This window comes from Pseudarthrobacter sp. O4, assembly GCF_050157025.1.
Classification (GTDB): Bacteria; Actinomycetota; Actinomycetes; order Actinomycetales; family Micrococcaceae; genus Arthrobacter.
On the sequence record NZ_CP189591.1, the window covers coordinates 759,392 to 773,932 of the forward strand.

Genomic DNA, 14,541 nt, shown 5'->3' on the forward strand with positions numbered 1-14,541 from the left:
AAGGGTCTCCACTCTGGTGGTGTGCAGTTGCGCCTGCCACGGTTCCGTTCCGCGGCCAACTGCCGGCCACCGCGGGCTGGCCGACGCACCACGGGATGGTGAATGTTGGGCGTCACGGCCACGGCGAATAAATCAACAACGACGCCGCGGGCGGGGACTGCCTAGACTCGTGCCATGACAGTCCCCCGGGCGATTCGGGCCGCTGCGTGACGGGCCGCCGTGCGCGCCGCCGCTGGCTGCTGTCGGCTGCCCTGGTTGCCGCACCCGTGGCGGTGCTGTCCTTCTTCCGGGCCGTTCCGGCACCGTGGCCGACCCCCGTGGTACAGCTGGTCGCCTTCACTCCCTGGCTTGTGTTCCCCGCCGCGGCGGGCCTGTTGCTGGCACTGCCGAGCCGCCGTTCCTGGGCTGTCCTGCCTGCGGCAGTTCTCCTGGCCGTCCAGCTCGTGTGGCTGTTCCCGCCGGACGTGCTCCTGGCGCGGCACACGGGCCAGCTCCAGGGACGGGGGCCGGATGCTTCAGCAGCGGCGCCGGCGGCGGAGCTGAAAGTCATGAGCCTCAACGCCGGAGTGGGGGGTGCGGATGCCGCCGCCATAGTCCGGCTGGTCCGGGACAACGGCGTGGCGTTGCTGGCGGTCCAGGAACTTTCGCCGGCCCTGGAGCAGCGGCTGGACGCCGAGGGGCTGGGCGGGCTGCTTCCGCACCGGATCAGCAACCCCCGGGACGGCGCAGGCGGCAGCGGCGTGTATTCCACCCGTCCGCTGGCTCCGATGGACGCCGTGCACGGTTCCGCTTTCCACATCCCGACCCTGCGGCTGAGCCTTGATGCGGGTGGCCGGCGGGTGGCGCTGGCGGTGACGAACGTGCACAGCCAGGCTCCCGTGGAGGGGCAGGCGCCGCGGTGGCGGAGCGATCTGGCCCTGCTGGGCAGCGTCGCTTCCCGTCCGGGAAACGTGCTGCTGCTGGGCGATTTCAATGCCACCTTCGACCACGCCGAGTTCCGCCAGTTGTTGGCCGGCGGCCCGGAGGAGGCTGCCGGCGCCGGCAGCCTTGTGGATGCGGGGGTCGCGGCACTGGGCCGTTTTGTTCCCACCTGGCCCAAGGACGGCCAATGGCTGCCCGGCGTGGTGATCGACCACGTCGTCACCAGCCCGCACGTGCGCAGCAGCGGCTATTCCGTGCAGTCCGTGGCCGGCACGGACCACGCGGCCGTCCTGGCCACGCTGTCCGTCCCGGCCGGAGGCTGAGCACCGCACTGGTGCGGGCCGCGCCGCGCCAGGCTCAGCCCTTGCGGATCGTCTTGTAGTTGGAGGCCTGTGCCACCGGGCGGATCACGATCTGGTCCAGGTTGACGTGGTGCGGTGCCACGACGGCGTAGCGGACCACGTCGGCGACGTCCGCGGCGGTCAGGGGTTTCTCGACACCGGCGTAGACCTTAGCGGCGGCATCGGAATTGCCGCCGAGCCGGTTCAGGGCGAACTCGTCCGTCTGGACCAGGCCGGGAGCCACCTCGATCACGCGGACGTTGTGCTCGGCCTCTTCCAGCCGCAGCGCGCCGGTCAGGGCATGCTGGGCGAACTTCGCAGCGTTGTAGCCGCCGCCGCCCTCATAGGCGGACAGTCCCGCCGTCGAGGTGAGGTTCAGGACGGTACCTTCACCGCAGGCGCGCAGCATGGGCAGGAAGGCCCGGGTCAGCTTCATGGTGCCCAGCACGTTGACCCGGTACATCCACTCCCAGTCCTCGGTCTTGGTCTCGCCCACCCTGTCGGCGCCGCGGGCGCCGCCGGCAACGTTGATGAGCGTGTCGATGCCGCCGCCGCGGGTCACCTCCTCGAGCAGCCGCGCGACGTCGGCATCCTCGGTCACGTCGGCCGGCAGCGCGACGGCGCCGGTTTCGGCGGCGAGCGCTTCCAGCCGGTCCGCGCGGCGGGCGACGGCGTAGACCGTCCAGCCCTCGGTCCGGAGTGCACGCACTGTGGCCTCGCCGATTCCGGTGCTGGCGCCGGTGACGACTGCTGCTTTGACTACTGTTGCCTTGTTGTCGATTCCCTCGGTCATGGCTCCACAGTAACGGCACGGCCACGCTCGCCGCGCCCGGCGGCCCGCAGGACGAACCACCCCGCAGGACGACGCCGGATGGATCAGCGCTGCAGGAACGCCAGCAGCACCCGGGCGTGGTTGACCTCGGGGTCACGCGCACCATAAAGCAGCGTCACTTTCCCGTGCTCGGCGGCTAGGTCCAGCAGCGTTTGTACGGCGGGGTTCGTGTCCAGCTCGGCTTCGTAGGCGGCGCGGAAACCGTCGAACCGCTCCAGCATGTGCGCGAATTCTTTCCGCAGCGGCGGCGACGGCGCCACCTCCTTGAGCCACAGCTCCAGTTGCGCGCGTTCCTTGCTGACCCCGCGTGGCCAGAGCCGGTCGACCAGGACCCGGCAGCCGTCGTCGTCGGCGGGTTCGTCATGGACGCGCTTGATGGCAAAATGTCCGGCAGACTTCTCCATGTGCGCATGCTACCGCAGGTCCCGAAACGGGGTGCCGGAGTGCGGCCTGCAGGACACCGTGCCGTGGGATGAAAGACGCCGTGAAAGAATTGCCCCATGGCTGAAGACACTCAGGGTACAGACACGCCCACCACCGCCCCCATCAACGTTCCGGACAAGCCCGCCCTGGAGGGGCTGGAAGACGCCCTCACCAAGCGCTGGCTTGACGAAGGAACCTACAAGTTCAACCGGGACACCACCCGGGAGCAGGTCTACTCGATCGACACTCCCCCGCCCACCGCGTCGGGATCCCTGCATGTGGGGCACATGTTCTCCTACACCCAGACCGACGTCCTGGCCCGCTACCAGCGCATGACCGGGAAAAACGTCTTCTACCCGATGGGCTGGGACGACAACGGCCTGCCCACCGAGCGCCGGGTGCAGAACTACTACGGCGTGCGCTGCGATCCCACCGTCCGCTACGACGCCGGCTACCGGCCTCCCGCCGAGCCCGCGAAGAACCAGCGCGACTTTGACGTCGTTTCACGCCGGAACTTCATTGAGCTGTGCGAGGAGCTCGCCGTCGAGGATGAGTTGGTCTTCGAGAACCTCTTCCAGAAGCTCGGCCTGTCCGTTGACTGGGATCTGACGTACCGCACCATCGACGACAAGTCGCGGGCCATCTCGCAGCGGGCCTTCCTGGCCAACCTCGCCGCGGGCGATGCCTACATGGCCGAGGCGCCCACCCTGTGGGACGTCACCTTCCGCACCGCGGTGGCCCAGGCCGAGCTGGAGGACCGTGAGGTCGCGGGTGCCTACTACCGCTACCCGTTCTTCACCGCCGAGGGCGAGAAGATCTACATCGAGACCACCCGCCCGGAGCTGCTGGCTGCCTGCGCCGCCCTCGTGGCGAATCCCGACGACGAACGGTACCAGCCGCTGTTCGGCAAGAAGCTCACCTCCCCGCTGTTCGGCGTCGAGGTGGAGGTCATGGCCCACCCGCTCGCGAAGGCGGACAAGGGATCCGGCGCCGCCATGGTCTGCACCTTCGGCGACCTCACCGACGTCACCTGGTGGCGCGAACTCCAGCTTCCGACGCGCGCGATCGTGGGCCGTGACGGCCGCATCATCGGCGAGACCCCGGACTGGATCACCACGGACGAGGGCCGGGCCAGCTTCGCGGCGATCGCCGGCAAAACGGTCTTCAGCGCCAAGGAAGCCGTGGTGGAGCTCCTGGCCTCCGCCGGGCTCCTCGACGGCGAGCCGAAGAAGATCATGCACCCGGTCAACTTCTTCGAGAAGGGCGACAAGCCCCTCGAAGTGGTCACCTCCCGCCAGTGGTACATCCGCAACGGCGGCCGCGACGCTGACCGCCGCGAGCGGCTGATCGGCCGCGGCAACGAAGTGGAATTCCACCCGGCCTTCATGCGCTCCCGGTATGAGAACTGGATCTCCGGACTGAACGGTGACTGGCTGGTCTCCCGCCAGCGCTTCTTCGGCGTGCCCGTGCCCGTCTGGTACCCGCTCGATTCCGACGGCAATCCCGAATACGGCGCACCGATCGTGCCCTCCGACGCGCAGCTCCCGGTGGACCCCGCCGCGGACGCGGCTCCCGGCTTCGAAGAAGGACAGCGCGATGTGCCGGGCGGTTTCACCGGCGACGCTGACGTGCTGGACACCTGGGCCACTTCCTCGCTGACGCCGCAGATTGTGGGCGGCTGGAGCACCGACGAGGCACTCTTCGCTAACGTCTTCCCGTTCGACGTGCGCCCGCAGGCCCATGACATAATCCGGACCTGGCTGTTCTCCACCGCCGTCCGCGCCGACGCCCTGCAGGACACCGCACCGTGGAAGCACGCCGCCATCTCCGGCTGGATCCTGGACCCGGACCGCAAGAAGATGTCCAAGTCCAAGGGCAATGTCATTGTGCCCACTGATGTCCTCGAGGAGTACGGCTCGGACGCCGTGCGCTACTGGGCAGCCTCGGCCAAGCTCGGCGCGGACACCGCCTACGAGATCGCGCAGATGAAAATCGGCCGCCGCCTGGCGATCAAGCTGCTCAACGCGTCCAAGTTTGTGTTGAACCTCGGCGCCACGGAGGACTCTGTGGTTTCCGAAGACCTTTCCGTGCTGATCAATCCCCTGGACCGGGCCGTGCTGGCCCAACTGTCGGACGTTGTCCTGCAGGCCACGAAGGCGTTCGAGAACTATGACTACGCCCGGGCCCTGCAGATCGCGGAGAGCTTCTTCTGGCACTTCACGGACGACTACGTGGAGCTCATCAAGGACCGCGCGTACGGCGCCGCCGGCGAGTCCCAGCAGGCGTCCGTGCTGGCCGCACTGGCGACCAGCCTGGACACGCTGCTGCGCCTGTTCGCCCCGTTCCTGCCGTTCGCCACGGAGGAAGTCTGGGGCTGGTGGCGTGCCGGATCCGTGCACCGTGCGCCGTGGCCCTCAGCCCTCGAGATCGACGGCGACACCACGCTCCTGTCCACCGTGGGGACCGCGCTGAGCGGCATCCGCAAGGCCAAGTCCGAGGCGAAGGTCAAGCAGCGCACCGAGGTGCTGTCCGCGACCATCACGGCCTCGGAATCGCTCACGACGCAGCTGAAGGCCGGCCTCGCCGATTTGAAGGCCGCGGCCAACGCGCGTGAGCTGGCGCTGGTAGCCGGCGACGGCGAACTGACCGTCAGCGACGTCGTCCTGGCACCTGCCGAGGCGTAACGCCCAGGCTCAGTCCGCCGCGTCGGCAAAGCGACACGACAGGAAAAGGGGCCCTCCGCCGGGCTGGCGGGTTCTAGCGGTCGTTGCAACACCCAGAATTTTTGGGAGTTGCAACGACCGTGTCGTCTTTAACGAAGGAAGCTGCCAGCCGGAGGAAATACACGCCGGAGCAGAAGGCTCAGTTCTTTTCGGTGTTGGACCGGTGTGGGAGTGTGAGCGCGGCCGCGGCGGAGCTCGGCTTCAATCAGATGACGTGCTACCAATGGGTCCATAAATCTCGGCTCCCTGAGCGGGTCCCACGGAATCGGGAAGCTGGGCAGAGGAAATACACGCCTGCGCAGAAGGCTGAGTTCTTCGTCGTGTTCGACCGCGTCAGGAGCACGACGCAGGCCGCACGGGAGTTGGGACTGAATCCCGCAACTTGCGCCGGTTGGGTCCGTAAAGCCGGGCTGAAAAGCCATGGCAAAACGGGGACGGGTCCTCACCCAGGCCGGGATGAGTACTTCCGGCTGCGCAAGACCGGCGTGAGTCGGCGCAAAGCTGCCGCAGCGGTCGGGATACATCTCCGGACCGCCGAAGAGTGGGACCAGGGAATCCGTAAGTCCGGCGGCCGACGCATTTACCCGGATGGCCGAATCGTCGACTACAAACGTGGTGTGACCACCATGACCCCTCCCGCCGGCACGACCGGAACGACCCTGGTCCCCGTACCGGTATCAGCGTTGGAGAAATCTATCGATCCGCGGTTCCTGACCGTGCAGGAACGGGAGCTGATCCGGGACCTGCAGGCCGCCGGCACTTCGATCAGGGCGATCGCCCACGCCCTGGGACGATCGCCTTCAACGATCAGCCGCGAGCTGGCCAGGAATACCGATTCCCGGATGGGCTACCTGCCGCACGGGGCGCATCGGAAGGCCGCTGCCCGGCGGGCCCGGCCCAAGACGGCCAAGCTCGCTGGCGACTCGGACCTGCGCGACTACGTGAAGGACAAGCTGCTCCTACGCTGGTCTCCGGAGCAGATCAGCCACACGCTGGTCGAAGAGTTCCCCGACAACCCGGAGATGCGTGTGAGCCCAGAGACGATCTATCAAGCCCTCTACGTCCAGGCCAGAGGCGGCCTCAAACGCGAGATACAGGCAGCGCTGCGCACCGGCCGGACCCGCCGCAAACCCCACCGCACCGGCGAGCAACGCACCCCCAGGTTCCTGGACCCGATGGTCATGATTTCCGAGCGCCCGCCCGAGATCGAGGACCGCGCCGTGCCAGGCCATTGGGAAGGGGACCTCATTACCGGCGCCTATAACCAGTCAGCGATCGCGACCCTGGTCGAACGGACCACCCGCTACGTGATGCTCGTCCACCTGCCACATGACCACACCGCCGAAACCGTCCGCGACGGCCTCGTCAAGACCATGGCCACCCTGCCCGCGCACCTGCGAGGATCCCTGACCTGGGACCAGGGCGCGGAAATGGCCACCCACAAATCCTTCACCCTTGCCACCGACATGCCCGTCTATTTCTGCGATCCCGCCAGCCCCTGGCAACGCGGCTCGAACGAGAACACCAACGGGCTGCTGCGCCAGTACTTCCCGAAGGGCACCGACCTGTCCGTCTACGGGCCTGAAGACCTCGAACACGTCGCGCAGGAACTCAACGGACGCCCACGCAAAACGCTCGGCTGGAATACTCCAGCCGAGCGTTTACGTGATTTACTACTAACCACCTAACCAACAGGTGTTGCAACGATCCCTAGAATCCAAGGCTTAGGCCGGCCGGAGGGCCCCTTCTTGCTTCCCGGAGGGGCCCCAGATCCCCAAGCCCGTCTCAAAATGCGTCAGCCGCCGGCAGCGTTCCTCGCCTCGACACCAGCGCCGGGACCTGCGCTACCGGCCCGGGCCTCCGCTTCGCTGATCGCCCAGGCGGCGTTGACGAGGCCGATGTGGCTGAACGCCTGCGGGAAGTTCCCCAGGAGCTCGCTGCTGTCCGGCGCGACTTCCTCCGCCATCAGGCCCAGGTCCGTGGCGAACCCGGCGGCCCGCTCGAAGACTGCCCGGGCGCGCTGTGTGCGTCCGGCCAAGGCCAGGGCATGGGCCAGCCAGAAGGTGCACAGGAGGAAAGTGCCCTCCTCCCCCGGAAGACCGTCGTCGGCGAGGTAGCGGTACACGAGGCCGCGCGAGTCCGTGAGACGCTCCTCGATGGCCTCGATTGTGGCGAGGATACCGGGATCGTCCGCCGGGAGGAAGCCCACGATCGCGAGCATCAGCGCCGAAGCGTCGAGGTCCTCGGAGCCGTACGCCTGGGTATAGGCATTCGCCGCTTCGCTCCAGCCGTAGGTCCGGATGGACGCGGCAATCTGGTCCCGCGCCTCCTCCCAGTGCCGGACCCGCTCGGGCGCCTGCAGGAGCTCGGCAAGGGTGATGGCCCGGTCGACGGCGACCCAGCACATGAGCTTGGAGTAGAGGAAGTGGCGCGGCTCCCCGCGAACCTCCCAGATGCCGTGGTCGGCGGAGCGCCAACGGGAGGCCGCGGCGTCCGCTGCGTCGGCGAGGAACCTTCTCGTTGCCGGTGCCAGCTCCGCGAGATACTCCGGCAGCGTGGCGGCGGCGTCGAGCAGTTCGCCGTAGACGTCGAGCTGCCGCTGGTTCCAGGCACCGTTGCCGACCCGGACCGGGGAGCTGGCACGCCAGCCCGGCAGGTGGGCAAGTTCGCGTTCGGGCAGCTCGCGTTCCCCGCCGATGCCGAACATGATCTGCAGTTCCTCGCCCGCGGCCAGCTGGCTTGCGGCTGCAGTCGCAAGGAACTGGAAGAAATTTCCCGCTTCGTCCGGGCAGGCCGCCACCCAGAGTGCCTGCAGGGTCATGCTCGCATCCCGGATCCAGCTGTACCGGTAGTCCCAGTTGCGCGTGCCGCCGGCCACTTCCGGCAGGGACGTCGTCGGGGCGGCCACGATGGCCCCGGATGGGTAGTACGTGAGGGCCTGCAGAATCCGTCCGCTGCCGGCGACGAGCTCCTGCCACGGGCCGTTGTAGGTCTGGTGCAGCTCCGACCAGCTGGTCCAGCCCTGCACGGTGTCCTCAAGCCGGCGCGCGATGTCCGCCTGGCCCCAGAAGACCGGTTCCCCGCTCCCGCTGGCCTGGAAGTGGAGAGCGAAGCCAAGGACGTCTCCGGCCTGGAGGGTCAGCCGGGCGTGCGCCGTGTCCGCGCCGAGCTGGAAGGCTGCCGCAGTCGAGAATGACAGCACCACTTCCCCCGCTCGGACCACGATACCGCCGTCCACCGCGCTCAGCACCGGCCGGCCCAGCCCGTATTCCGGGCGGGGGCTGAAGACCATGTCGACCTCGACCGGCCCCTCGGTACAGGACAGCTGGCGGAGCAAGGTGCCGGGGGAATCCGCGCCGAGGTCATGGCCCCTCCTGCCGTCACCGAGGACCAGGGCGTCCGTGACGGTCACGCAACCTGCAGGGGCCGTGTGGGTGGTTTCCAGAACCATCGTGGGTCCGAGGTAGCGCCGGGTTGAGGAGTATTCTCCGGCGGGACGGATCGACCAGAACCCCGCGTCCTGGCCCAAAAGGCGTCCGAACACGGAGGGGCTGTCAAAGCGCGGAAAGCACAGCCAGTCCACGGAGCCGGCGACACTGACCAGTGCGGCGGAGGCGCAGTCTGAGAGCAGTGCATAGTCCGCAATCGGCTTACTGCTCATTGGCACACCCTGACCGCGCTGTTTCGGACCCGTCTTCTGCAGGTCTTTCCGTACAGGTCTTTCCGGACTGGCCTTCCGGGCAAGTCTTGCCCGGCGTGTCTCTTAGGGCAAAGGGGAAGCCCCATCAGCGTTTTGCCGTCGGTGGGGCTTCGACTTTCGATTATCACGTGACGTCTTAGATAATCTGGCAAGATCCTTGGATTTTCAGGTCTTCCTACCTCGTCACTGGTAGCCATCATCTAACTTTGCCGAAGGCTGCGTCGGATGAGTGTCACTGAATCTTTGGTTCCTGCGTCCCACTTCTCGCGAAGTGGGTAAGTCCTATTGTTCTCCCCCTGGTTCCCCTGCACAAGGGCCCCGGGAGAACTACATCAGAGTAGTTCAGTTGAAGACCGGGCTTTCGGTCCGGCTGCGCTTGATTTCGAAGAAGTACGGGAAGGAAGCCAGCGTCACGGTGGCGTCCCACAGCCGTCCGGCATCCTCGCCGCGCGGGATGCGGGTCAGGACAGGGCCGAAGAAGGCGGTGCCGTTGAAGGCGACGACGGGCGTGCCCACGTCCTGGCCGACCAGGGAGATGCCCACCTCGTGGCTGGTGCGGAGCTGCGCATCGAATTCATCGCTCTGGCCGGCGGCAGCCAGTTCCGCCGGCAGGCCCACCTCGGCAAGGGACTTGGAGATGACTTCGGCGATGTCGCCGTTGCCCTCGTTGTGGATCTTGGTGCCCATGGCGTCGTAGAGCGGCTTGACGTACTCGGCGCCGTGCTTTTCTGCGGCAGCAACGATGACCCGCACCGGCGCCCACGCCTTGGCCATGAACTCCTTATACTGCTCCGGGAGCTCGTCGCGGCCCTCGTTGAGCACGGCGAGGCTCATGACGTGCCAGTCGGTGCTGATATCGCGGACGTCTTCCACTTCACCGATCCAGCGGGAGGTGACCCAGGCGAAGGGGCACATCGGGTCGAACCAGAAATCGGCTTTGGTGGTCATGGTTTCAGACACAGGTGTTCTCCTTAGGGAAGTCAGTGGGAAGTTGCACCGCGGCACATCAACCTTCAACGGCACCTCAATTGCACAGGCGCATCAACACATGACAGCGGCCCGTGGCGCTAAATTATTCCGAATCAGGCAGTGTGTTCAGGCAGGTATGTCAGGCGGACTTGCGGCGCTTGACGTCGTGGCCGATCATCGTGGGCGCGGCCTTCTTGGAGACGACCTCTTCAGTGATCACGACGCTCGCGACGTCGTCGCGGCTGGGCAGATCGAACATCACGGGCAGCAGGACTTCCTCCATGATGGCACGGAGCCCGCGTGCTCCGGTGCCGCGCTCGAGTGCCTGGTCGGCAATCGTGTTGAGCGCCTCGTCCTCAAAGACCAGCTCGACGCCGTCGAGCTGAAACATCTTCTGGTACTGCTTCACGAGGGCGTTCTTCGGCGTGGACAGGATCTGGATCAGCGCCGCACGGTCCAGGTTGGAGACTGTGGTGATCACCGGAAGGCGGCCGATGAATTCCGGAATGAGCCCAAACTTCAGCAGATCCTCCGGCATGACCTCGCCGTAGGAGTCCGCGTTGTTCTTGGCCTCGTGGAGCGGGGCGCCGAAGCCGATGCCCTTCCGTCCGGAGCGTGAACCGATGATCTCCTCGAGCCCGGCAAAGGCGCCGGCCACGATGAAGAGCACATTGGTGGTGTCGATCTGGATGAATTCCTGGTGCGGGTGCTTGCGTCCGCCCTGCGGCGGGACCGAGGCGACAGTGCCTTCGAGGATCTTCAGCAGCGCCTGCTGTACGCCCTCGCCCGAAACGTCCCGGGTGATGGAGGGGTTCTCGCTCTTGCGCGAGATCTTGTCGATCTCGTCGATGTAGATGATGCCCTGCTCGGCCTTCTTGACGTCGTAGTCGGCAGCCTGGATGAGTTTCAGGAGGATGTTCTCCACGTCCTCGCCCACGTAGCCGGCTTCGGTCAGGGCCGTCGCATCGGCGACGGCGAAGGGGACGTTGAGGCGCCGGGCCAGGGTCTGGGCCAGGTACGTCTTGCCGCAGCCGGTGGGGCCGATCAGGAGGATGTTGGACTTGGCGATCTCGACGTCGTCGTGGTGACCGCCCTCGGCGAGGCTTCCGCTTTTGGGGGCGTGCCCGGCCTGGATGCGCTTGTAGTGGTTGTAGACCGCCACGGCGAGCGAACGCTTGGCGGGCTCCTGGCCGATCACGTACTCCTGCAGGAAGTCAAAGATTTCGCGGGGCTTGGGCAGTTCGAAACTGCCCAGATCGGCGACTTCCGCGAGTTCTTCTTCAATGATCTCGTTGCAGAGTTCAATGCACTCATCGCAGATGTAGACGCCGGGCCCGGCAATGAGCTTCCGGACCTGCTTCTGGCTCTTCCCGCAGAAAGAACACTTCAGCAGATCGGTGCTCTCGCCAATCCGAGCCATATGTGAACCCCTTTAGTATCGTGCTGGTGCCTGTGACAGGTTCCACTCTAGGTCACTTTCGGCCTGTTGGGTGGATACCCGACGCCGGTGCGGCCATTTGTGGTGAGCCGCACCGGCGTCGTGGATTGGCTATTGCCTGGCGGTGATCGCCTGGGGCTTCATCTTGCGTGAATCGAGGACCTGGTCAATCAGGCCGTACTGCATGGCCTCGGCTGCGGTGAGGATCTTGTCCCGCTCGATGTCGTTATTGACCTGCTCGGGGGTCCGGCCGGAGTGCTTGGCCAGGGTGTCTTCGAGCCAGGACCGCATCCGCATGACCTCGGCGGCCTGGATCTCCAGGTCGGAGGCCTGTCCGCCCTGTCCGCCGGACAATGAGGGCTGGTGGATCAGCACACGGGCATTGGGCAGGGCCAGGCGCTTGCCCGGCGTGCCGGCCGCAAGGAGCACGGCGGCGGCGCTGGCGGCCTGGCCGAGGCACACGGTCTGGATCTCCGGCCGGATGTACGTCATGGTGTCGTAGATCGCTGTCATGGCGGTGAAGGAACCACCCGGGGAGTTGATGTAGAGCGTGATGTCGCGGTCCGGGTCCGTGGACTCGAGCACCAGCAGCTGCGCCATGACGTCGTCAGCCGAGGCGTCGTCGACCTGGACGCCCAGGAAGATGATGCGGTCCTCGAACAGCTTGGTGTACGGGTCCTGGCGCTTGAAGCCGTAGGGGGTGCGCTCTTCGAACTGCGGCAGCACGTAACGGCTGCTCGGCAGGTTACCGGCAGTCGATCCGAAATTGTAGTTCATGTTCATTGCTCCTGAATTCATTTCTGTCTACGTGCCGGTCAGTTCTCGGTGGCTGCGTCAATGCCCGTGGCAGTGTCAATGCCAGTGCCGGCGCCGGCGCTATTGCCGTTGGCGTTGGTTCCGCCGCCGCCGGCCACGGAGCCCGCGTGCGCGGCGATCTTGTCGAAGAAGCCGTAATCGAGGGCGTCCTTCGCGGTGAACCACTTGTCGCGGTCGTTGTCCTTGAGGATGGTCTCAACCGTCTGGCCGGTCTGGTCTGCGGTCAGTTCGGCCATGACCTTCTTCATGTGCAGGATCAGCTCGGCCTGAATCTTGATGTCCGAGGCCGTGCCGCCGATGCCGCCGGAGGGCTGGTGCATCAGGATGCGGGCATTGGGGGTGGCGTAGCGCTTGCCCTTGGTGCCGGAGGAGAGCAGGAACTGACCCATGGAGGCTGCGAGGCCGGTGGCTACGGTGACGACGTCATTCGGGATGAATTGCATGGTGTCGTAGATGGCCATGCCGGCGGTGACGGAGCCGCCGGGTGAGTTGATGTAAAGGTAGATGTCCTTTTCGGGATTCTCCGCCGAGAGCAGCAGCAGCTGCGAGCAGATCGCGTTGGCGTTCTCGTCGCGGACCTCGGAGCCGAGCCAGATGATGCGCTCTTTCAGCAGGCGGTTGTAAATGTAGTTATCCTGGGCTGCCGGATCGACGGTCGCCATCCGGGGTGCCCCTGCTTGCTGTGACATATGTACTTACCTCTCGCTGGCGACGGTGACGCCACTGGACGACGTCACTGAACTTTCCTACAGCGACACTAACCGTTTTCGCGCCCGCTTTGTTCGCAGGCGCAGGGCTGTTCGCTGACGGCGCACGATTGCCGGGGGCGGGTCCGCGGAGTCCCGCAGGCGTGAAGCGCAGGGCTTAAATGCGGCAGCCCCCGGATCGCTGATCCAGGGGCTGCCAGTACTGCCTGGCTGCTGTTAGAACTTCACAGCTGCCGGGTCGTCGTTCTTCGCGGTCTCGGTGGCCGCTGCTTCCTCGGAAGCCTCGTTCGCGACCTCGGCTTCGGCCTCTGCGTCAGTCCCGGCAGCTGCCTCAACAGGGACCTCCTCGCCGCCGGGGCGGACGAAGTCGCTGAGGTCAACCTTGTTGCCCTCGGAGTCGGTGACCTCGGCCTGGCCCAGGACCACGGCCAATGCCTTGCGGCGGCGGACCTCGGAAACCATCATGGGGACCTGGCCGCTCTGATCGATGATCTGGGCGAACTGGTTCGGGTCCATGCCGTACTGGCTGGCGGTGGTGACGATGTAGTCGATCAGCTCGTTCTGGCTGACATTGACTTCTTCCTTTTCGGCGATGGCGTCAAGGATGATCTCGTTCTGGAAGGCACGCTCGGTGTTGGCCTTGACCTCGGCGCGGTGCTCCTCGGTGTCGTGCTCGCCTTCACCGTGGGCGTTCTCGGCGTTGAAGTGCTGCTCGAGCTGCTCGTCGACGACGGAGGCCGGAACGGGGACCTCGACGAGCTCAACGAGCTTGTCCAGGACCTTGTCGCGGGCCTCTACGCCCTGCTCGACAACCTTCGATTCGGAGGCCTGCTTGGCGAGGTCTTCGCGGAGCTCGGCGAGCGTGTCGAACTCGGACGCCAGCTGGGCGAAGTCATCGTCAGCTTCGGGCAGCTCGCGCTCCTTGACGGACTTGACGACCACCTTCACCTGTGCGGACTCACCGGCGTGGTCGCCGCCGACGAGGGTGGTGTCGAAGATGGCGTCATCGTCGGCGCTCAGGCCGGTGACGGCCTCATCGAGGCCTTCCAGCATGGTGCCGGCGCCGACCTGGTAGGACAGGCCCGAGGCGGAGTCAACCTCGGCTCCGTCGATGGTGGCGGTGATGTCGATGGTGAGGAAGTCCTTGTCGGCCGCCGGGCGGTCGACGGACTTCAGCGTGCCGAAGCGGCCGCGGAGCTCGTCCAGGGCCGTGTCGACGTCGGAGTCGGTGGACTCGGCGGCGGCAACCTCAACCTTGATGCCGGCGTAGTCAGGCAGTTCGATCTCGGGGCGGATGTCGACCTCGGCGTGGAACTTGAGTTCACCGTCGGTGGCGGTGGGGTCCGGGACCTCGGTGATTTCAACCTCGGGACGGCTCAGCGGGCGGATGCCGGTTTCCTGCACGGCGGCCTGGTACCAGCCGTTGAGGCCTTCGTTGATGGCAGTCTCCAGCACATAGCCGCGGCCGACGCGCTGGTCGATGAGCTTGGAGGGGACCTTGCCCTTGCGGAAACCCGGGACCTGGATCTGGGAAGCAACAGTCTTGTATGCCTCTGCGATGCTGGGCTTCAATTCCTCAAAGGGGACCTCAACATTGAGCTTGACCCGCGTGGGGGTGAGGTTCTCGACAGCGCTCTTCACAGTCTAAGTACTCCTGGTTTTAGGGGGTGG

The 14,541-nt window shown here is 66.1% G+C and carries 11 protein-coding genes; 3 read left to right on the forward strand and 8 right to left on the reverse strand.

Annotated features, from left to right (window positions below; all coding sequences use genetic code 11):
• Positions 1-206: 206 nt before the first annotated feature.
• Positions 207-1,244: an endonuclease/exonuclease/phosphatase family protein gene (locus ACQCSU_RS03450; protein ID WP_426978292.1), complete on the forward strand. Its 1,038-nt coding sequence runs from the start codon at positions 207-209 to the stop codon at positions 1,242-1,244.
• Between the two features lie 34 nt (positions 1,245-1,278).
• On the opposite strand, the gene ACQCSU_RS03455 is transcribed toward ACQCSU_RS03450, so the two are convergent.
• Together ACQCSU_RS03455 and ACQCSU_RS03460 are read right to left on the reverse strand one after the other, a co-directional pair.
• A complete protein-coding gene (locus ACQCSU_RS03455; protein ID WP_426978293.1) occupies positions 1,279-2,055 on the reverse strand; it encodes an SDR family oxidoreductase in 777 nt (258 codons plus the stop codon).
• Between the two features lie 83 nt (positions 2,056-2,138).
• Positions 2,139-2,498 carry a DUF488 domain-containing protein gene (locus ACQCSU_RS03460; protein WP_426978295.1) on the reverse strand — a complete coding sequence of 120 codons (360 nt, stop codon included), beginning with the start codon at positions 2,496-2,498 and terminating at the stop codon, positions 2,139-2,141.
• Positions 2,499-2,594: 96 nt separating this feature from the next.
• Here ACQCSU_RS03460 and valS point away from each other — a divergent pair, with 96 nt between their 5' ends.
• On the forward strand, positions 2,595-5,201 hold the full coding sequence (gene valS, locus ACQCSU_RS03465) for a valine--tRNA ligase (protein WP_426978296.1): 2,607 nt from the start codon (positions 2,595-2,597) through the stop codon (positions 5,199-5,201).
• Between the two features lie 524 nt (positions 5,202-5,725).
• A complete protein-coding gene (locus ACQCSU_RS03470) occupies positions 5,726-6,928 on the forward strand; it encodes an IS30 family transposase (protein WP_426976513.1) in 1,203 nt (400 codons plus the stop codon).
• A gap of 107 nt (positions 6,929-7,035) precedes the next feature.
• Here the strand turns inward: ACQCSU_RS03470 and ACQCSU_RS03475 are convergent, their stop codons facing one another.
• The 6 genes from ACQCSU_RS03475 to tig all read right to left on the reverse strand — a co-directional run bounded on the left by ACQCSU_RS03475 (position 7,036) and on the right by tig (position 14,511).
• Positions 7,036-8,901, reverse strand: coding sequence for a glycoside hydrolase family 15 protein (locus ACQCSU_RS03475; protein WP_426978298.1), 1,866 nt, complete (start codon positions 8,899-8,901; stop codon positions 7,036-7,038).
• Between the two features lie 381 nt (positions 8,902-9,282).
• A complete protein-coding gene (locus ACQCSU_RS03480; RefSeq protein WP_426979702.1) occupies positions 9,283-9,888 on the reverse strand; it encodes a DsbA family protein in 606 nt (201 codons plus the stop codon).
• A gap of 160 nt (positions 9,889-10,048) precedes the next feature.
• A complete protein-coding gene (gene clpX, locus ACQCSU_RS03485) occupies positions 10,049-11,329 on the reverse strand; it encodes an ATP-dependent Clp protease ATP-binding subunit ClpX (RefSeq protein WP_426978300.1) in 1,281 nt (426 codons plus the stop codon).
• A gap of 129 nt (positions 11,330-11,458) precedes the next feature.
• A complete protein-coding gene (locus ACQCSU_RS03490) occupies positions 11,459-12,124 on the reverse strand; it encodes an ATP-dependent Clp protease proteolytic subunit (RefSeq protein WP_426978301.1) in 666 nt (221 codons plus the stop codon).
• A gap of 38 nt (positions 12,125-12,162) precedes the next feature.
• Positions 12,163-12,825 (reverse strand): ATP-dependent Clp protease proteolytic subunit, encoded by a 663-nt coding sequence (locus tag ACQCSU_RS03495; RefSeq protein WP_426979703.1) that lies wholly within the window; start codon positions 12,823-12,825, stop codon positions 12,163-12,165.
• 261 nt (positions 12,826-13,086) lie between these two features.
• On the reverse strand, positions 13,087-14,511 hold the full coding sequence (tig, locus tag ACQCSU_RS03500) for a trigger factor (protein WP_426978302.1): 1,425 nt from the start codon (positions 14,509-14,511) through the stop codon (positions 13,087-13,089).
• Positions 14,512-14,541: the final 30 nt, after the last annotated feature.

Bases quoted from the DNA above. Each gene is read 5' to 3' on its own strand.
- ACQCSU_RS03475 (WP_426978298.1), bottom strand. From the start codon at position 8,901: ATGAGCAGTAAGCCGATTGCGGACTATGCACTGCTCTCAGACTGCGCC.
- ACQCSU_RS03495 (WP_426979703.1), bottom strand. From the start codon at position 12,825: ATGGCGACCGTCGATCCGGCAGCCCAGGATAACTACATTTACAACCGC.
- ACQCSU_RS03460 (WP_426978295.1), bottom strand. From the start codon at position 2,498: ATGGAGAAGTCTGCCGGACATTTTGCCATCAAGCGCGTCCATGACGAA.
- clpX (WP_426978300.1), bottom strand. From the start codon at position 11,329: ATGGCTCGGATTGGCGAGAGCACCGATCTGCTGAAGTGTTCTTTCTGC.
- valS (WP_426978296.1), top strand. From the start codon at position 2,595: ATGGCTGAAGACACTCAGGGTACAGACACGCCCACCACCGCCCCCATC.
- ACQCSU_RS03480 (WP_426979702.1), bottom strand. From the start codon at position 9,888: ATGACCACCAAAGCCGATTTCTGGTTCGACCCGATGTGCCCCTTCGCC.
- ACQCSU_RS03455 (WP_426978293.1), bottom strand. From the start codon at position 2,055: ATGACCGAGGGAATCGACAACAAGGCAACAGTAGTCAAAGCAGCAGTC.
- ACQCSU_RS03490 (WP_426978301.1), bottom strand. From the start codon at position 12,124: ATGAACTACAATTTCGGATCGACTGCCGGTAACCTGCCGAGCAGCCGT.